14 protein-coding genes and 1 other RNA gene are annotated in these 19,080 nt (G+C 72.1%); 3 read left to right on the forward strand and 12 right to left on the reverse strand.

Going from position 1 to position 19,080, the window contains the following annotated elements:
• The 12 genes from ACIA5G_RS35860 to ACIA5G_RS35915 form a co-directional block, all read right to left on the reverse strand.
• A partial coding sequence (locus ACIA5G_RS35860) for a hypothetical protein (protein ID WP_395931455.1) occupies positions 1 to 2,554 on the reverse strand: 2,554 nt, incomplete at its 3' end.
• A gap of 120 nt (positions 2,555 to 2,674) precedes the next feature.
• Positions 2,675 to 3,676 carry a C40 family peptidase gene (locus ACIA5G_RS35865; RefSeq protein WP_395931457.1) on the reverse strand — a complete coding sequence of 334 codons (1,002 nt, stop codon included), beginning with the start codon at positions 3,674 to 3,676 and terminating at the stop codon, positions 2,675 to 2,677.
• Between the two features lie 2 nt (positions 3,677 to 3,678).
• On the reverse strand, positions 3,679 to 4,281 hold the full coding sequence (locus tag ACIA5G_RS35870; RefSeq protein ID WP_395931459.1) for a hypothetical protein: 603 nt from the start codon (positions 4,279 to 4,281) through the stop codon (positions 3,679 to 3,681).
• A 3-nt stretch (positions 4,282 to 4,284) separates the two neighbouring features.
• Positions 4,285 to 6,375 (reverse strand): magnesium transporter, encoded by a 2,091-nt coding sequence (locus tag ACIA5G_RS35875; protein WP_395931461.1) that lies wholly within the window; start codon positions 6,373 to 6,375, stop codon positions 4,285 to 4,287.
• A gap of 100 nt (positions 6,376 to 6,475) precedes the next feature.
• The gene (locus ACIA5G_RS35880; protein WP_395931463.1) at positions 6,476 to 9,457 is read right to left on the reverse strand and encodes an ATP-binding protein; all 2,982 of its coding nucleotides are present in this window, start codon (positions 9,455 to 9,457) and stop codon (positions 6,476 to 6,478) included.
• Between the two features lie 3 nt (positions 9,458 to 9,460).
• On the reverse strand, positions 9,461 to 9,943 hold the full coding sequence (locus ACIA5G_RS35885; protein ID WP_395931465.1) for a hypothetical protein: 483 nt from the start codon (positions 9,941 to 9,943) through the stop codon (positions 9,461 to 9,463).
• Positions 9,944 to 9,955: 12 nt separating this feature from the next.
• Positions 9,956 to 10,222 (reverse strand): hypothetical protein, encoded by a 267-nt coding sequence (locus tag ACIA5G_RS35890; RefSeq protein ID WP_005166545.1) that lies wholly within the window; start codon positions 10,220 to 10,222, stop codon positions 9,956 to 9,958.
• A gap of 452 nt (positions 10,223 to 10,674) precedes the next feature.
• On the reverse strand, positions 10,675 to 11,529 hold the full coding sequence (locus ACIA5G_RS35895) for a hypothetical protein (RefSeq protein ID WP_395931467.1): 855 nt from the start codon (positions 11,527 to 11,529) through the stop codon (positions 10,675 to 10,677).
• A 208-nt stretch (positions 11,530 to 11,737) separates the two neighbouring features.
• An RNA gene (gene rnpB, locus ACIA5G_RS35900) (RNase P RNA component class A) lies at positions 11,738 to 12,131 on the reverse strand.
• A 19-nt stretch (positions 12,132 to 12,150) separates the two neighbouring features.
• Positions 12,151 to 13,392, reverse strand: a complete 1,242-nt coding sequence (locus tag ACIA5G_RS35905; RefSeq protein WP_395931469.1) for an NAD(P)/FAD-dependent oxidoreductase — start codon at positions 13,390 to 13,392, stop codon at positions 12,151 to 12,153.
• On the reverse strand, positions 13,389 to 14,195 hold the full coding sequence (locus tag ACIA5G_RS35910; RefSeq protein ID WP_395931471.1) for a ferredoxin: 807 nt from the start codon (positions 14,193 to 14,195) through the stop codon (positions 13,389 to 13,391). The genes ACIA5G_RS35905 and ACIA5G_RS35910 overlap by 4 nt, the downstream gene beginning before the upstream one ends.
• 8 nt (positions 14,196 to 14,203) lie before the next feature.
• Entirely contained in the window at positions 14,204 to 14,872 is a 669-nt protein-coding gene (locus tag ACIA5G_RS35915) for a DUF4142 domain-containing protein (protein WP_395931473.1), read from the reverse strand.
• A gap of 247 nt (positions 14,873 to 15,119) precedes the next feature.
• On the opposite strand from ACIA5G_RS35915, the gene ACIA5G_RS35920 reads away from it, so the two are divergent.
• The 3 genes from ACIA5G_RS35920 to ACIA5G_RS35930 are packed head-to-tail and all read left to right on the forward strand — an operon-like array spanning position 15,120 to position 19,049.
• Positions 15,120 to 15,698, forward strand: a complete 579-nt coding sequence (locus ACIA5G_RS35920; RefSeq protein WP_395931474.1) for a sigma-70 family RNA polymerase sigma factor — start codon at positions 15,120 to 15,122, stop codon at positions 15,696 to 15,698.
• Positions 15,695 to 16,231: a hypothetical protein gene (locus tag ACIA5G_RS35925; protein WP_395931476.1), complete on the forward strand. Its 537-nt coding sequence runs from the start codon at positions 15,695 to 15,697 to the stop codon at positions 16,229 to 16,231. Before ACIA5G_RS35920 ends, ACIA5G_RS35925 begins: the two co-directional genes overlap by 4 nt.
• A 31-nt stretch (positions 16,232 to 16,262) precedes the next feature.
• Positions 16,263 to 19,049 carry an AAA family ATPase gene (locus tag ACIA5G_RS35930; protein WP_395931478.1) on the forward strand — a complete coding sequence of 929 codons (2,787 nt, stop codon included), beginning with the start codon at positions 16,263 to 16,265 and terminating at the stop codon, positions 19,047 to 19,049.
• The last annotated feature ends 31 nt before the right edge of the window (positions 19,050 to 19,080 follow it).

A 19,080-nucleotide genomic window follows, 5' to 3' on the forward strand; every position in this document is an offset into this window, starting at 1 on the left:
GCTGCGCCTCGTCGGGCGACTGCGGCGCGCTGGGCGATTGCGCCTCGTCGGGCGATTGCGGCACGTTGGGCGGCGCCGGCTGCGAAGCAGCAGGCGGCTGCGCCTCGTCGGGCGACTGCGGCGCGCTGGGCGATTGCGCCTCGTCGGGCGATTGCGGCACGTCGGGCGATTGCGGCACGTCGGGCGATTGCGGCACGTTGGGCGATTGCGGCACGTTGGGCGATTGCGGCACGTTGGGCGGCTCCAGCTGCGAAGCAGCAGGCGGCTGCGCCTCGTCGGGCGACTGCGGCGCGCTGGGCGATTGCGCCTCGTCGGGCGATTGCGGCACGTTGGGCGGCGCCGGCTGCGAAGCAGCAGGCGCCGCAACAGTCGGTTGCGGCGCACCGGGCGAACCATCAGCGGGCCCTGGCGCGGCAGGCGGCTGCGAACCGGCAATCGATGCCGGTTGGGGCGCCGTCGGCGGCCCGGCCTGGAAATCAGGTGCCACCGGGCGGATCGGCTTGTCTTCGACCGCTTCGGGGGCAGCCGCCTCCGGCCGGGCAGCACTCTGTGGCGCGGGCTCGACTGGCGCTGAAGCAGCAGTCTCGGGATGGCCGGCACTCTGCTGCGTGTGCTCAGGCTGCGCCGGAGCGGCAACTTCGGACTGACCTGCACTATGCGGAATCTGCTCGGCCTCGGCTCGATCAGCAGTCTCAGACTGACCAAGATCCTCCGGCGCATGCTCGGCATGCGCTGGAGCAGCAACCTCGGGATGGCCAGCATCCTGCTCAGCTGGTGCCAGTCCAGACTCCGCCTGAGCTGCATCGGACCGCACAGTCTCGGCCGACCCTGCTGAAGCCTCGGGCTGGCCGACACCCTGGGGCGCATCCTCGGCCGGTGCTAGTCCGGCAGCCTCTGGCCGGGCACGATCCCACGGCGCCGGCTCGGCCGGTACCGAGGCAGCCGACTCGGGCGGCACAGCACCCTGCGGCAGGTCCTCCGCCGGCTCAGGTTGCGCGGCCTGCGGCATGTCCTCCGCAGGTGCCGGAGCAGCGGGCTCAGTTGGCCCAGCGCCCTGCGGCGCGTCCTCGGCATGCGCCGATTCAGCCGCCGCCGGATCGTCCGCGCCCGACAGCGCGGGCTCCATCGCTACGGGAGTCGAGGCCTCAGGCCCGTCCGCATCCTGCGACATGTGCTCGGCCGGAGTCTGCGCACTTGCCTCCGGCTCGGCAGCATCCTGCACCGGCTCGGGCGACTCCGCGGGCAGGGCTTCGGCGTCCTCAGCCACTACGGGGGAAGCAGCCTCCGACTCGACAGTGTCGACCGGCGCCGTCGAGGTTGCGGGCTCAGACTCAACTGCTTCCCTGCGCGCGGACTCGTCGGGCAGCGGCGCAGCCGACTCCTTGCGAACCGCCTCCCACGGCGCTTGCTCGGCTTGCACTGGAGCAGGTCCAGGCGCCTCCGACGGCTCAGGTTCAGAAGGCGCCGTCGCGGTCGCTTCAGGCTCGGCCTGCGGAGCACGTTCGGCCTGCGGTGATGCAGGCTCCGTCGCCGTGAAAGGCGAAAACTCGGCCGCCGATTCCGAGCTTGGCGACTCCTCGACGGCGAGCGATTCCCCACCGGACGGCACCTGACTCTCCGCCACCGACGGGCGAATCGCCTCCTGCGCAGCAGCCCCCGCGGCGGGCGACACCGCCGACTCGGCGACCGGCACCGGCGGAACCACCGCCTCATGCCGAGGCTCCCCCACCCCAGACCGCTGAGCGGACGACGGAACCTCACGCTCCGGAGCCGCATGACGCGCCGTCGACTCCGGTGCCCTCACCGGCCCCGGCAGGTCCGCCTCAGCCGCCACCGCCCACTCGGGCTCAACCGGAGCCGGACCAGGAGCAGGCGCAGAAGACCACGCCGGACTGACCCCCGAAGACGCCGGCCGCCCCGCACTCGGCGGCCGCGGAGCGTGCTGCTCAGGCGTCCCGGGCACGGACTGGGCCGGCGGCGGATGCGGCACCGTCCGCCACACCGGCGCCGGGCCGATGTTCATCGGCGCCGGTGCCTGCCCCCGCGCCGGCGGAGCACCCGGGGGCGGGGGCGCAGGGCGGGACGCCGGCTTGGGGATCGGGTCCAGGCTCGACACCAGCACCGTTGTGTTCAGCGGGTCCTCGACCTTGCGGCCGCTTCGCTCGCGGTAGACCATCTCGCCGTCGGCGTCCATCTCGACCAGGTAGCCCGCCTCCGCGAGCTGCTCCTCGTCGAGGTCCCCAAGCCGCTCGTAGCGGGACGGCACCACTCGGTAGATCGGCCAGGCCAGCGCGGCGTGTTCGGCGTGGAACTGGGCCAGCAGCGCCGCCATCTGGTGCTGCCACGGCAGCGACATGCCCTCGGCCAGCGAGCGCGGCAGCACCACGTACCCCTGGTCGACGCCGGGATAACCCTGGCTCAGCTGGTCGGCGAGCGGGGTGCTGGACGCGGGGCGGGCCGACTGCCGGGGCGCCTGGGGCGCGCCGAACAGCGACGCCGGGTCCTGGGGCTCGCCCGCGCCGGGCTTGCCTCGCCTGCCGAATTTCCGTCCCACGTGCTCATCCTCTGCCAGTACGCGGCCACCTGCTCGTGGAAGCGCCGCGACGTCGGGTGAATCGGTTCCGCTTTCGGCCGAATCCGCGGCCCCTGCTCGGGCCGAGGACCATCCCCCATGCTAAACGCCGGGGCGGACTGCCTGCGGCACCACTTCGGCCTCGTCGAAGGAGAAGGCCCGCGTGTGCACCGGGACGCCGGTCTGCTGGGCCTCGACGATCTTGCCGTCGCCCAGGTACATCATCACGTGGTGGATGGTGTTCGGATCCGCCGGGTTGTTGGCCAGGAACAGCAGGTCACCGGGCTGCGCCTCACGCACCGGCAGCATCGCGCCCGCGTGGTACTGGTCGCGGGAAACGCGCGGCAGGATGATCCCGGCCGACTCGTACGCGCGCAGCATCAGCCCCGAACAGTCGTACGAATTGGGCCCTGTGGCGCCCCACACGTACGGCTTGCCCTGCTCGCCCAGCGCGAAGCTGATCGCCTTCGCGGCGGCCTGGCTCGGCGGCAGCAGGTTGCCCAGCCCGGTGCCGCAGGCGACGACGTCGACGACCTGGCCGACGTTCTCCACCAGCGTCGCCGCCATCGGCTCCCACTTGTGGTAGCGGTCCGGGAAGCCCGAGCGCTCGACGGCCTGCGCGGCGTCGCCGGGACGCCTGTTCTCCCAGTCCGGCACCGCCAGCAGCACGTCGTAGAACTTGTTGACCGCGTACTGCGGGTTGGTGACCTCCGAGATCGAGCCCCAGCCCATCGACGGGCGCATCTGGAAGATGCCCTGGGAGTCGCGGTCACCGTAGGTGAGGTTGTGCAGCCCGGACTCGGTCATCCCGGCCTGGATCGCGACCTGCCAGGCGCGCGGGGCCAGCGTCCGCTGCTTGCCGATCGTGATGATCAGCGCGACGATCCCCTTCTGCTCGTCGTCGAGCTTCGACGCGTCGATCGTGCCGCGCTCGCCCTGGCCGGGCTGTGTTGGCCCGACCGAGGCGTCGCAGCTGGTCAGGGACACACCCCTGGCCTGCGCCTGCTGGTTGTCGATGACGACCTTGGCGGCCACGGCGGTGACGATCAGGGCGCCGATCGCGACGAACACGATCAGCCCCAGCCACAGCCCCAGCCGCCGCACGGTCAGCTCGCCTGGTCGTAGTCGGCGACCCGCCAGCCGGCGTTGGTGTTCACGACCGTGATGCTCAGCTTCGGCCCGTCGGTCGGGATCGTCAGCTGCACCGAGCTGGTGTACGACGTGCCGACCTGCGGCTCACCGGTGACCTTTGTCGCCGGGACGTTCGCCGGGTCGACCGACGCCATCACCGGCAGGTACTCCTCCGTGGTGAACGGCTTCAGCTTGGCCAGCCACTGCTCCGACGTGATGCCGGCCGGGTGGTCCACCCAGGCGGCGGCCCAGTCCTTCGCAACGCGGACGGCGTCGGCGTTCGGCGCCGCGGACGTCGGGGTGGCCAGCGGCGTGGACAGGCGCGTCGGCAGGTTCGACGTCGGCACCGGCGCGGCGACCCCCGGCGGTTTCGCCGTGACGGAGGTGGTCGTGGTCCCGGTCGGCGGTGAGGCCTTCGCCTGCTGCTTGCCCACCACCTTCGGCAGCACGATGCCCAGTGCGGTGACCAGGATGGCCAGGAAGACCAGCGTCCCCATCAGGTGACGCGGCGAGCGCAGCGGCCAGCCCCACAGGCGGCGGTAGACCGCGGCGCGGCCGCGGTTGGTGCGGATCGGCATCGGTCACCGCCCCATGACTTGGTCGGTGTCCCGCGGTTCTTCGCGCACTTCGATGCCGCGCGAAGGCCGGTAGAGCACGAAGACCGGTTTGCCCGCAACGACTTCAGGGTCGACGCGGCGCGGCTGCGCCCGTACTCCCGGCGGCCGCGGCGCTTCCGGTGGTGGGTAACCGCCACCGGTGAAGTCGGATTCGGGAGTGCGCAGGTCGGACGGCACAACAACGGGCTCGGGCTCGTCGTTCCAGCGCCGGTCGGCCACCGGCGAGGTGTCGACCCGCCTGCTCTCCTCCCCACGAAGCGTCGGACGGCCACCGGCGCCGACAACGACGTACTCCCCGGGGTCGCCGCCGGCCGGGTTGTACTGGCCGTACACCGGGGAACCGGGCCGCCCGCCCGCCGGCAGCGCCCCCGCCGGACCGCCGTTGATCGCGGCGCCGGGCCACGCACCGGACCACGCGGCGGCCGGGCGGGACGCGCCGGAGCCGTTGTCGAGGCGCTGGGAGTTGGCGAAGATCGTGGCCTCCGGCCGGAAGCGGCCCCCGCCGGCGGTCGCGCCCAGCGGCCCGCGCTGCTCGCCGTCGACGACGTCGTCGGTCTCCCGCACGTGCTGCCAGAAGTCGTCCTGCGGGGACGGGCCGCTGCGGTTGCGCTTGAAGCGGGAGAAGATCCCGCCACCGGGCGACGGCACGGCGGCGCCGACCATGCTGACCGACATCTCGACCATCTGCCACAACCGCCGCACCGGGCGGCCGACCATGAACAGCAGCACGGTGATCAGCCCGGCCAGGACCATCTGCGTGAGCATGTTCAGCGAGTTCCCGGCGTCGAAGATCGCCTGCAGCAGCAGCGCGTGCACCCCGGCGAGCACCGAGAGGACAACCAGGTTGAACGCGACCCCGCCGGCGACCTTGAGCACGCGGCGCAGGATCTCCGGGTGCAGCAGCGCGATGAGCCCGATCAGCGGCGCGGTGAGCGCGAAGAGGCGGATCAGGACCTGGGCGAGGAGTACTGACGCCTTGGCGAGCAACTGGAAGAGCGAGTAGACGAGGGCCTGGCCGAGGGAGAGGAAGCCGGCGCCGGTGCGGCCGCCGGCCTCGCCGGTGAAGTAGCCGGTGGCGGGGCCGAGCTTGGTGGAGATGTCCTTGTAGGCGTTCTTCTTGCCGTCGATGACGGACTGGTTGCCGTCGTCGCCGTTGACCAGCTGGTTGCGGGTGAACGCCTGGGCGTCGAGCAGTGGCTTGCCGAACTGCTCGGCCTGCGGCGCCGTCGGTGTGCCGAACTCCCCGCGCAGCCAGTTGTTGTAGACGATCTGCGTGTGGAGCTGGGTCGGCAGGATGTCGCGGACGATCCGGTCGCCACTCTCGTCGACGAATCCTGCCTGGATGTTCGTCGTGGTCTGGACGATCGCTTTGTCGATCGGATCGAAGTACCGGAGCATCGCCAGTGAAGACGCCGCCAGCCAGACGCCCGCGAGTGCGTACAGCGCCCGTTTGCTGACCGCGGCGAGGTCACCCCGCCAGATGTTGCGGAACATCATGATCGACAGGATCAACGCGACCAGGCCGAACAACTGCGCGTAGATGTTGTTGTAAACCTTCTCGGCGCCCGACTTCACCGCGGCGTAGATCGGGTTCAGGAGGCCACCTTCGAGCACCGTGTAGTGCAGCGAACTGGTGGCACCGACGATGTTCTTACCCAGGTTGAACAGCTGATTGCCGCCCCAGGTGTCCAATGTGGATCCAGCCGGGGTGAGATTCAGCCCCGAGCAGTTGGTCTCGAAGGTGTTCCAGACCATGCCGGCGTAGCCGTAGTCGATGTAGGCGCTGTTCGGTTCGCCGTGGCCCTCCGGCGGATCGATCGCACCGACCATGCCCGCCCCGGGACGTTCCGGGTTCGGCGCCTCACCGCAGGCTGCCGCGCTCGCTGCGGGGGCGGTCGCGATGGCCTGCAGGCCGAGGACCAGCATGACGGCGAACATCGTCGCCTTGCGGCTCGGCGTGCGACGGGCCCGGGGGCCTTCCTTGATCCGGCGCTTCAGCGCGTGCCATGCGGCGGCCAGCGTCAGCAGCACCGCCAACGTCAGCAAGGTGTTCATGCGGCACCGTCCGTGCCGAACCCGGCGGGACGGCTGCCCACGACCCGGCTACCGGGGCTCGCGCCCCGGTCCGCACGCACGCCTCGAGTCCGGGCCGCGCTCATGCGGCGTCCCGGCCGGTGCCGCCCTTTCCGCCGGTGCGGGCGTGCTGCCCGCCGTGTCCGTTGCCGTTGGTCGGCTGGACGCCGCCCTCCACTTCGCCCGTTTCGGACGCCAATGGGTCCGGGGCGCCCAGGAGGTTTTCGTCGGCCAGGCCGACCTCCAGCTCCGCCGCCAGCTCGAAGTCCTGCTCCAGCCCGATGTCGTCCTCGGGTGGGGAGGCCACGAACGGCTTCTCCGCGGGCTGCGCCGAAGCGTTCGGAGGCAGTGCCAGCTCGTTGCCCGGACGCCGCGAAGGCGCCGCGTCCTTCGAACCCGGCGTTGTGTCCATGACCGCGCGCAGGTGGTCGAGGTGCGGGCCGGAGAAGTCGACGCGGATGCGTTCCACGCCGCCCGCGCCGTCGCCGAAGATGAACTGGCGTGGCTCCACGTCGCGCTCCAGGCCACGCTGGGCGGCTCCCGGACGACGACCGAGGGCCGCGACGACCTGCTCGTACCCGACACCCACCGGGACCTTCAGCAGACGCAGGGCGTCGGCCTGGGCGTCGTCGTCGTCCAGGCGGCCGACGAACACCGAGTCCAACAGCGTCACGAAACCCTGGATCTTCAGGAAGTCCGCGGGAATCTGGGACGACAGCAGCACCCGGACGTTCCACTTGCGCGAGTCACGCGCGAAGCGGTTCATCAGCACGCGCCCGGTCGGGACCTCGGACAGGAAGAACGCCTCGTCGATCCAGACGCCCTTGCGCATCTCCTTCGGCTTCTCGTACACCGACCGCTGGGTCAGCCACGCCGCCAGGTTCAGCATCTCGACGCCGAGGGACTCCGCGTCCGTCCAGTACTCGCGCGGGACGCCGTCCTTCGGCAGCGTGAGGCCCGCCATTGTCAGGACCGTGAGCCGGTCGTCGCGGGTTTCCGAGTACGGGTCCGCGTCGGTCTCCGGGATGAGCAGCGCCATCCGCTCGCGCATCTCGTCGAGGAAGTCCGCGACGACGCCCGCGTGCTCGTGGTGCTCGCTCGAGTCGCGCCGCAGGGCGTCGATGACCTGGCCGGGGTCGGCGTCGAACCGGCCGCCGACCGTGCGGACCGCGCGCAGCAGCACGATCCGGGTCTGCGCCATCCGCGACACCTCGTACGGCAGGACACCGGTCAGGACGTCGAGCACAAGACGCCGTCGCGTCGCGCCCGCGAGAGCCTTCTCGCGGCGCCAGGAGCGCTCCGGGTCGTCCTCGTCCATGAAGTGCTCGATGAGCGGCTCGGCGACCACCCGGTACGGGTTCAGGATCCCCGGCTGGGCGTTGAGCAGGTTGATCGGCCGCGCGAACGGCCGCAGCTCCGGCAGGTCGCACAGCCGTGACAGCGGGCCGGACGGGTCGAGGATCGTCCAGTTCGCCCCGGCTCGCAGCGTCTTGTAGACGATGCCGCCGCCGAGGAACGACTTGCCGCCACCCAGGCCGGCCACCATCGCCGTCAGGCCCGAGCCGTCGCGGATCTCCTGGGCCATCCACGGGTCCCAGGCCACCGGGCGCCGGGTCGCCGTGCACGTTTCGCCGAGCAGGATGCCGCGGCGGTCGCCGACCTCCGCGGTCGCCGTCGGGACCGCCGAGGACGCCCAGACCACCGAGCCGCGGCGCATGTACGCCGCCGAGGCCAGCGGCTCGCCCGGGATGAACTCCCGCGCCATCGCGTACTGGGCTTCGGGGTGCTCGATGGCGATCTTCGGCTTGTAGAGGTCGAGCAGCTGCTGGGCCAGGCGCAGCGCGTCACGCTCGGTCGGGCCGGACACCGCCAGCCGCCACCAGGACCGCACGCGGGTGGCGAGCGCGGTGAAGCCCGACGTCATCTCGTCGTCGATCTCCAGCACACGCCCGGCCTGCCGCGACAGCGACTGCGGCGGCTCCAACTCGTGCTCGTCGGTGTAGTGCTTGACCTGCGAACGCACCTTGTTCATCTGGCGCTGCAGCTCGTTGGCGACCTCTTCGGGGCGCCGGACGTAGATCCGCGCGGACACCTCGACCGCCGCGGGCAGCCGGTCGGCGTGCTGGATCCACGGGTCGTCGACCTCGGGGATCTGCAGGCCGTGCATCTGCCCCACGGTCAGGATGGCCAGGTGCCGCGAGACGCCGGCGTTGGAGCCGGTGCGGCCGCGGACGGTCACCGTCGGCGCGTACGGGTCGGCGTAGTAGTCGGCGGCGTCGGTGAAGCTGGCCAGGTCCTCGGGCTCCCAGGCCGCGCCGGGCACCGCGGGCATGTTCCGCGGCGCGGGCAGGCCGAGTGAGCACGAGCGGTGCATCAGCCAGGACATCTCCTCGGCGTGCACCGGACGGCCTTCGAGCCCGGCGCTGCCGATGACCTGGTCGAGGTGCTCGACCTCGGAGTCCAGCGCGGCCAGCTCGGCGTCGACGGCTTCGGGCAGGATCTTGCGCAGCACCGGCGCGGCCCGCTCGACCGCGCGGTCGACCATCCGCCGGGTCTGCACCTGGACACCCAGGTAGACCTCTTTTTCGGCCATCGAGCGGCCCATCAGCTGCTGCTGCTCGCCGATCAGGTAGTCGTCGAACGACAGCGCGCCCGGGACGTCGTTGGGGCGGCCGTGCGCGTTGTAGACGTGCGCCTCGGCCCACATCCGGATCGGGTACGGCCGGTTCGTCACGCGCAGGTGCAGCCAGCGGCCCTGGAGCTCGGCGTACTGGCCGGCGATGGCCGCGACGAGGTCGCGGCGCTGCGAGTCGGAGCGGAACGACCAGCGCTGCGGCGCCAGCCGGTACCAGGCGTAGACCTCGAACCCGGTGCGCACGAGGTGGCCGTCGATGCTGCGCACCGCGATCGACGGGGTGTACGCGGGAATCGCCTGCTCGCCGGTCAGGCGACGGCCGTTGCCGCCCGAGCCGTTCCGCGCCGCGCGGACCTGCTCGGGCGGTTGCCACGCACCCGAGTGTGCGTCCCGACCCTGCTTTCCTCGGCTACCGCCGCGACCGAACAACGACTACCTCCCGGCCCGAGCCGCACTGCTACGGCTCCGGCGCGCTCGTGGGGTTCCCTGGGTGAACGCCGCACCCGGCTGCGCGCCGTGGTGCTGGTACTGCCGCCTTCGGCGGTGCTTCGGCAACGGGCGGGTCGCCCGCACCCGGACGCGGCTGGCGCTGACCGCGCCGCCCGTGCCCGTGGTCTGTTCTCTCGGGGTGTTGAGCTCGCGCCCGGCCATGCTGACCACGGTGCCGAGCGGGCGTTCGTGGCTGATCTTGGCCGTGAGCAGCCGGGTGATCGCGATGGTGGCGATGAACGCCCACGCCGTCGAGAAGAACCCGAAGCTCCACCCCGCCCAGCGCTCGATGCCGAGGACGACGAAGAACGCCGGGATGCCGATGAGCCAGGCGACGTACCGGGCCCTCCAGGGAAAAGTCGCTTTCGGCGGGCCGAGCCACACGGCGTCGACCCGGTAGACCTCGTCATCAGTCCTGATGCGCACGCCGGTTCCGCCTCAGCCCGTGAACAGGCCGGCGATCCACTGGCCCACGTTGACGCCGGCGCCGCTGACCGCGAGCCCGATGATCGCGAGTGCGATGACCACGCCGGCGAGCCGCCGCATGACGCCCGCGTTGTCACCCTTGCCACCGCCCAGCCACAGCAGGAGGAGGGCGACGGCCAGCAGCACGAGGGGAATGATGTTGTCGATCAGCCAGGTGCGCACGTTTCCCGTGCCCAGCTCACCGGCGGCCAGCGTGTCGAGGGTGGTCAAGGTCATCATCGTGATACTCCCGATGCGCGGTGGGGGCCGCGCGGTTCTGGCTCAGGCAGTGCTTCGAACAACATCATGGAGGCTACGAGGGGTGATGGTCAAAGCGCGCTCCGTAGGTGCCGGCTGCCTCTTCAACCGGCTCGGCGCGTGCTTCACACGAAATCTCCACGCCCACCATCATCGCGGCAAGGGTCCTCGGGTTAAAGCCCGGGCACCCATACTTCTCAGTGTGCTGACGAACTCACCCCATTGCCCGGGATTTGCTCACTGTGGGTACTGGCGCCTTGGCCGTTGTGCGGCCTGGAACAGTGTGACATGACACGAACGGCCCTGTCGCCCGAGTCCGCTCCGTGACCACCTTCGGCCGGTCCAGAGAGATGTCGATCTTCGGCGCCGCCGCCGTCCGTCACAGGGCGCTCAGGACTTAACGCAATTTTCACTACATAGCGTGATCTTGGTCGTCAGGGCCGGCCCTTGGCGAAGACGCCGGCGGGGAAGGCGCCGGCTTCGACGACCCGCTTGCTGAGACCGCGGCACAGCTCTTCGAGCCGGGCCGTCTTCTCGGGGCCCAGGTGCTCCCACGGCCCGCGCGCGGCGGCCTCGGTGGCGGCCTCCACCCGGTCACGGACCGCGACGCCTTCTTCGGTCAGCGCGCCGTCGGCGTCGAGGATCCCGCGGTCGCGGAGACCGGCTTCGGCGGCGGCCCACTGCTCGTCGCTCCAGCCGCGGGTCAGCTTGGCCGCGTCCGCGGTGAAGCCGACGCCGGTGGCGACGTGCGTGAGGACGGCTTCGATCCCGCTGAGGCCGTTGAGCACCAGCGCGGCGATGTGGCCGTCACCGCGGTGCTCGCGCAGCAGCGTGATGGCGTGCCAGAGGACCAGGTGCGGCTCCCCCGGCCAGCCCAGCCCGGCGTGCGCGGCATAAAGGGGACGGCCTTCGCCGTGGCACCCGTCGGCGGCTTCACGCGCCAGCTCGCCGGCTTCGGCGACGTCGTCACCCTTGACGTGGTCGCCGAGCAGCCGGGTCAGCGCCTTGTCGACACCGTCGACGCGCGCGTCGAGCACCTGGGCGGGGGTGGCCAGGGTCCAGGCCCGCGGGATCGTCCTGGCGACGACCTCGGGGTTGAAGTTGTAGAAGGTCGCGGCGACGACCTCGGCCCCGACCGCGCCCATGGCGGCCGAACGCCCGGCGAAGTACGGCATCCGCCCCGGCCGCAACCCGGCGCCCACGAGCGCGGCATCCACCTCGGGCGCGAAGTACGCCAAGGCGTGCAAGGAATCGAAGGCCCGCTTGAACCGCTTCTCGTCGCCCGCCATGTGCGCACCCTACTACCGGGTAACCAGCGGGGCCAGGCTCCGAGCGGGTCGGCTCGCGTACCCAGAGGGTCGGCTCGCGTACCCAGGGAGTCGGCTCGCGTACCCAGGGAGTCGGCTCGCGTACCCAGGGAGTCGGCTCGCGTACCTGGAGGGTCGGCCGGTGAGCCGACTGTCCGGGTACGCGAGCCGACCGTCCGGGTACGGGGTGCGGACGAGCTGGCATGTAAGCCGGATCCTGTTCCCCGGTCGCCTTGCGGCTCGCGGGGCGGCGATCATCCATCTCGGCCTGCCGTCGCCGGCAGGCTCCAGCGGCCTACCCGCAGACTCGGACGGGCCGTCCTCGAACGCCTGCGCAGGAGCTCGCGCTCCCTCTTGGCCTTGCTCCGGGTGGGGTTTACCTAGCCGTCCCGGTCGCCCGGGACGCTGGTGGTCTCTTACACCACCGTTTCACCCTTACCCCCGTCCGAAGACGAAGGCGGTCTGTTCTCTGTGGCACTTTCCCGCGGGTCACCCCGGGTTGCCGTTAGCAACCACCCCGCCCTGCGGAGTCCGGACTTTCCTCGGACCGGGTCGCCCCGGCTCGCGACCGCCCTGCCAGCTCGTCCGCGGGTGGATGTTAGCTCAGTACCCGGCCACGGCCCCGCTGCGGTGGTGCGGGCGGACCTCCGGCGGGGGCTCGTAGCGGCCCGGTGCGGGGTGCTGGCGGGCGAGCTCCGCGGTCCAGTGGAGCACCGCCGCCGGGCTGTCCAGGCCGATGAGCCCGATCAGCCTGCCGTCGCGGACGAAGCCGGTGATGGGCCGCGTGCCGGGGACGGGTGATTCGAGGAGCACGGTGTCGGCGCCGAGCTCGGGCCGGCCGGCGACCTGGATCCGGACGCCGTGCTGTTCGGACCAGTAGCGCGGCACCGGGGAGTAGGCCGGGGAGCCCTGCGGGCCGGTCAGGAGGTTTTCGGCCGCCACCCGGCTCATTTCGACCGCGTTGAGCCAGTGTTCGTCCCGTTGCGGCGCACGCTCGTAACGCAGGTTGGGCCAGCGGGCGACGTCGCCGGCGGCGACGATCGTGGACGACCCGACGACGTGGCAGGTCGGTCCGCACACGACACCGTCGTCGAGGGGCAGTTTCGCGCCGCGGAGCCAGGAGACGGCGGGGACACTGCCCACGGCGACCACCACGCAGGCGACGTCGAGAGCCCGGCCGTCGGTGAACTCGAGGCCGACGGACGTCGGCGCCGGGCGCCAGCGGCGGATGGTGGTGCCCAGTTCGAGGTGGACACCGCGCGCGGTGTGCAGCGCGGTGAGCCAGTCGCCGATGTCGGGGCCGAGGACGTCGGCGAGCAGCGCCCGCCCGCGGCCGATGAGGACGACCTCGCGGTTCATCTCCCGAAGGCTCGAAGCGACTTCGCAGCCGATGAAGCCGTCGCCGATGACGGCCACCGGGCCGGGGTTGGTGGCCAGGGCGCGCTGGAGGGCGGTGGTGTCGGACAGCGTGCGGACGACGACGACCCGCGGGTGGCCGTGCGGCGCGCCGGGCATGCGCCGCGGCTCGACACCGGTCGCGATGACCAGGCCGTCGTAGCGGAGCTCCTCGTCGCGGAGGTGGACGATCTGCCGATTCGGCGACACCGCCGTGACCGGGGTGTCGAACCGCCATTCGGCGTCGACTTCGAGCGGGTCGGCGAGCAGCGTGTCCGCGCGGCTGACCGCGCCGGTGAGCAGCTGCTTGGACAGCGCCGGCCGGTGGTAGGCGACGTCGGGTTCGGCGCCGAGGACGACGACTTCGCCGTCGAACCCGACTTCGCGCAGCCGTTCGGCGGCACGCAGGCCGGCGAGGCCGGCTCCGGCGATGACGATGCGTTCGGTCATCGGGTGGCTCCCAACAGGTGGATGGCTCGCATGGGGCAGGCGCGCACGGCGGCCTGGACGTTCGTGGCTTCTCCGGGCTCCGGCCGTTTCTCGTACTCGAGGTGCCCGTCCTGGCCGAGCTGGAAGACCCCGGGCGCTTCGGACTGGCAGACCCCGTAGGCGTGGCAGCGCCGGCTGTCGACGTCGACGTGCAGCCCGGCCGGCTCCGGCTCGTCGGGCACCGCTTCGATCAGCCCGGCGCGGACGAGGGCCGCCGCGGGCAGCACCCGCAGCACCGACAGCACCACCGGCGGGACGAGCAGCGTGATCCCGGCGAGCCAGACGACCGACAGGTGCCCCGAGGCGATCGCGCCGAGCCAGGCGTGCCCGGCGAGCAGCCCGATCGCGAGGTAGCCGAGCTGGTGGAAGCGGAGCCAGCGGCCTTCGCGGGCGCCACGGCGCAGGCCCGCGGTGACGGACACGGCGATGACGAGCTCGAGACCCACGATGCCGAGCGCGTGCCGCGGGGTCCCGTCGTAGAAGGGGACGAGCAGGTCGGTGACGCCGAACGGGTCGTCCTCGAGGAAGAGGAACGTCAGCCCGTGCAGGGTGCCGGTGGCGAGGGTGAACGCGGACAGCAGGACGTGCCCGGTGCGCAGTGCGTCCCGGCCGCTGAACCGGCGGACCCAGCCGGTGGCGGCGAGGACGCCCCAGCACAGCGCGAGGCACATGCAGAGGTAGGTGAGGCGGCCGGACAGCGCGGCGGCCTCGGCGATCCCGGTGTCGTGCGGCGACACCGGGACCAGCGCGGCTGAGGGGGACATGGGGCGGCTTACCTCCGGGTGCGCGGCGAGGTCCTGCCGGGGGTTCCGAGCAGGCGGAGCAGGCCGAACGTGGCGACGGCGGCGAGGGCCACGAACACGGCGCCGAGAGCGAGGTCTCCGCCACCGAGGGTGTTGTCCTCGGTGGCGGAGACGAGCAAGGACGTCGTCTCGGCGAGCCCGGTGCTCTCGAGGAGCGTCAGGTGGCCGAGGGCGGTGTCGACGGCGGTTTGGGCGAACGCTCGGACGTCGTCGTCGCGGGTGCCGGCGCGGACGTCGGAGGCGAGCGTGAAGAGGGTGCCGTACTCGGCGCGGAGCCGGTTGACGTAGACGCGGTCGAACTCGCCGCCGGCGTCCGCGGCGATCTCGTCGGCCCAGGCGCGCTCCTGGCCGGTGGGCTCGGCGGGCAGGGTGACGGCGAGCCGGTCGGCGACCGCGCGCAGGGCGACGTCGAGGCGGGCCTGGTCGTCGGCGATGCGGCCGGCGACGGCCTGGACGCGCCGGTTGGTGGCCCGCTCGGCGGCGAGCCTGCTGGCCGGCCCGGCCCACAGCGCGTGCTGCTTCAGCCGGGTCAGCAGCGTGCGGTCGGTCTGCTGCAGCTCGCCGGCGGACGCCGGGAGAGCGATGCCGAGCACGAGCGCGGTCGTGACGGCGAACAGGGCCACGAATCGGAGCGGCATCCCCGTTTTCCCTTCGCGAAGTAGTCCTCACCGGGAGTTACGGGGAAAAGGTGTGATCCGGTTCTGACCGTCACCTGTTAGTGACTGTGACGTGTATCACAAGACACAATTTGAACCGTCCGTGTGCGGTCGGCGCGGCCGCCACGGCTAATTGGCAAGGGAAACTAATGCATATGGCCTATTAAGTGGTTTTGCGCTACGCTCCGATGGCCCCACGGTCCGCCAGTCAGGTGAGGTTGCGAGCTTTATGGAAGCACTGGGCAGAGAACGTCGCGGCCACGTCGGCCACGCCTCGTCCACCACCGCGGCCGCCGTCGTCATCGATCCTACGGACGACCTGATCCCGTTGCTGTACAAGGACTTTCGCACCACCCTGTTCGCACAAGTGTTGTCCCTCACCAACTATGACCGGCAGTGGACCGAGGATGTGGTGCAAGAGACCATGATCCGCGCGTGGCAGCACTCCGGAACCCTTGAGCGCGAGCCCGGAATGCTGCGCGGCTGGCTGCTCACGGTGGCCCGCCGGATCGTCATCGACGGCTGGCGAAATCGCCGGGTCCGCCCGCAGGAGGTCGCTCTGGAGATCCCGGAAAACGCCGAGTCGGCCGATCGCGCGGACAGTTCGTTAGCCGCACTAACGATTACGCAGGCATTGCTGGAACTCGACGAGAAATACCAGTCCGTCATCACCGAGACCTACCTCGCCGGAAACACCGTCCGGCAGGCGGCGACAATTCTCGGAATTCCGGAGGGAACCGTGAAGTCGCGGTTGTACACGGCGATGCGGCACTTGCGGAAGGCGCTCGGGGAAATGGCGGTGCGATGAGGCGGAAGCACTGCGAAGCCGCGGCCTACGGGCTCGGCGTCCTCGACGATGCGGAAGAGTTCGAAGAGCACCTCCGGGGGTGCGCCCGCTGCCGGGTCCGGGTCGCCGAGTTCCGCTCGGTGACCGGGGCGCTGGCCCGGGCGGCCCGGCTGGGGTACCTGCCGCTGCGCGGGCCCGGTGGCCCGGGGCCCGGCGCTTTCGCCGAGGCCGGCCACCCGGCGCCGGAGGGCTTGCCCGATCGCGCGGGCGTCACCGGCGGCTCGCCGGACGGCGGTGTGGCCGGGAGCGGCTACCCGGCGCCTGCCGACGGCGCCGCCCGGCGCCGGAAGCCGTGTGTGTTCACCGGACGGCGGGGCTCGGCGGCCGGCGCGCTCCTGCTGCTCGCGGTGGCCGAGACGGCCCTCGGCGCGGCCCGGCCGGCCACCGGGGAGATCGGGTCCGCATCCGCTGCGTGCATCGTCTCCCCTGCTCAGGTCGTCGCCGGTACCGCCTGCGACCTGCGGGATCTCCCGTGGTCAGCCGGTTTCCAGTAGTCTGCCCCAACCCAACATGAAAGTCCTTACGGTGGATACCGAAGTAAATCCCGAGCACCCCGTCGGCGGGGCTTCGGTACCGAAGCGTCCCGCTCCGCGGCTCCCCGGCCGCGAGCCCGAGCTCAGCCGCCTGACCAGCCTGTTCCCGGTCGCGCTCGGCGGCTCGGCCGCCAGCGCGGTGCTGGTCGGCGAGTTCGGCATGGGCAAGAGCGCCACCCTGCACGCCGCCGCGGCCCTGGCCGCGGACGCCGGCTTCACCGTCGCGATCGCCACCGGGTCGCGGCTGGAGAGCCACCTGCCCGGCGGCCTCGCCCGCCAGCTGGCCGGCGCGCTCGACGAGCCCGGCGCACCACGCCCGGCCTTCACCGAGCAGTGCGGCCCGGCCGGCGAGAGCGAAGCGCTCGAGCACTTCTTCCGCCTCGTCCGCGACGCGACCGACCGCGGACCGCTGCTCCTCGGCGTCGACAACGTGCACCTCGCCGACGCCTGGTCCATGCGGTGCCTGGCCTACATCCGCAACCGCGTGCTCGACCTGCCGGTGTTGATCATACTCACGTCCCTGACCGGCCACCCGCCGCACAGCGACGTGGCGCTGCTGGAGATGGCGGGCTGCACGCCGGCCACGATCACCCTCCACGGCCTCGGCGACGCAGCCGCGGCGGAGATCCTCGGCCTCGCCCCCGGCGAGCTCACCACCGCCTGCCGCGAGGCGACCGGCGGCAACCCGTACCTGCTGAACGCGCTGCGCCCGCGGCTGCTGCCCGGCGCGGACCCGCGGGAGCTGGGTTCGTCGCTGATCGGGCAGGTGCTGCACACGCGGATGAAGGAGTTCCCGCACGCGCCGGCCATCCTGCACGCGGCCGCGATCCTCGGCGAGGACGCGGGCTTCGACCTGCTGGCCCAGCTCGCCGGGGTCGACGAGCTCGACGCGTTGCAGGCGATCGACACGATGGTCCGGCTGCACCTCCTGCACAACAGCAGCCGCCCGACGCTGACCTTGCCCTTCGTCCGCAACTCCGTGCTGAAGGACATGCCGCAGACGACGCGGGCGGTGAACCACGCACGGGCGGCGAAGCTGCTGTCGGAGACGGGCGCGCCCGCCGAGCGCGTCGCCGCGCACCTGCTGGAAGCGACGTCGATCCGGATCCCGTGGGGCATCGACGTGCTGCGGCTGAGCGCGCGCAACGCCGTGTTCTCCGGCCGGGCCGAACTGGCCACCCACCAGCTGCGCCGGGCGCTGGACGAACGGCTGACGTCCGGGCGCCGGGTGGCCGTGCTGCTGCAGCTCGCGCACGCGGAGTTCCAGCTCGACCCGCCCGCCGCGGCGAAGCGGGTGCGGGAAGCCGTCGACACCGTCGGGAACCGCGAGACGGCCGCGTTCATCGCCACCGCGATGCTGCTGTCGCTCTGCGGCGGCCAGGACGCCCGCCTCGGGATCAGCGCGGCGGGCCAGATCGCCGCGCGGCTCGACGCCGGCGGGCCGGACGCCGTGTGGCCGCTGCTGTGCGTGACGTACCTGGCCGAGGCCGGCAGCCGGCTCGGCCCGCCGCCGGAGTTCCGCGACTTCGAGGAGCAGTGGGCGCCGCTGACCGACCCGGCGGCCCGGCGGAGCCGCTCGGCGCTGCTGGCGCTCGACGCGGTCCGCAGCGGCGAGTCGGCGCAGGACGCGGTCGGGCACTTCGCGGACGCGCTGAGCGGCGACGACGGCGAGCTGTTCGAGCAGCACTACTTCTTCACGCTGGCCACCGCGGTGCTCGCGGACGAGCCGGCGCACGTCGACCGGCTCTGCCGGGTCCTCGACGTCGAGCGCGAGCCGTGGGACGTGCACGTGCCGCACGGCGCGCTGCCCACCCTGGCCCGCGGGATCGCGCTGCAGGCCAGCGGCGACCTGCAGCGGGCCAGTGTGCACTTCGAGTCGCTGCTGCGCCGGTTCGACGAGCGCGGCGGCACGACGACCTGCCCGGTCGGTGTGCTGTGCGCGGCGAAGCTCGTCGAATGCTGGGTGGACCTGGGCCGGTTCGAAGCGGCGACGTCGCTGCTGGACCGGATGGACTTCGTCGCCAGCCAGGGCCTGTTCACCCACACCTACCTGCTGTACGCGCGGGGCCGCCTGCGCGTCGCGACCGGGTACACCCGCTTCGGGTTCGAGGACCTGCTCAGCTGCGGCCGCCGGCTCGCCCACCACGGCATGCGGTTCCCGGGCTTCGTGCCGTGGCGCGCGCACGCCGCCCGCGCGGCGCTGGCTCTCGGCCAAGCCGACGACGCGGCCCGCTTGGCCGAAGAGGACATGAACACGTCGGCCCGCTGGGGCGCGGCCCGCCCGCTGGGCACGGCGCTGACGACGATCGGCCTCGTCCGCGAGGACGACGAAGCCGAGCGCGCGCTGACCAAGGCGATCACCACCCTGCGGTCGTCCCCGGCCCGGCTGCAGCTGGCGACGGCGCTGACCGAGCTGGGCGCCCTGCAGGCGCGGCACGGACAGTCCGAAAAGGCCATCGAGACACTGCGCGAAGCGGTCGAGCTGAGCGAACACTGCGGCGCGCGCCCCCTGGCCCGCCGCGCGGCGGAGGAGCTGCGCTCGTCGCGGCGCGCGCTGACGCCGGCCAAGGACAACGAGCACGGCTTGACCCGCCAGGAGAACCGCATCGCCGTGATGGCCGCGCAGGGCCTGACGAACCGCGAGATCGCCACGGCGTTGCACCTGACCCGGCGGACGGTGGAGCTGCACCTGTCGGGCGCGTACCGCAAACTCGGCATCCCCGGCCGCGCCGAACTCGGCGGCGCGCTGGCGAAGTCCCAGCGCGTGGACACGCGTTGACCCGGTCCGGCGCCGTTGCTCTACTCGGGCC

This window comes from Amycolatopsis sp. NPDC051758 (assembly GCF_044453095.1).
Lineage (GTDB): Bacteria > Actinomycetota > Actinomycetes > Mycobacteriales > Pseudonocardiaceae > Amycolatopsis.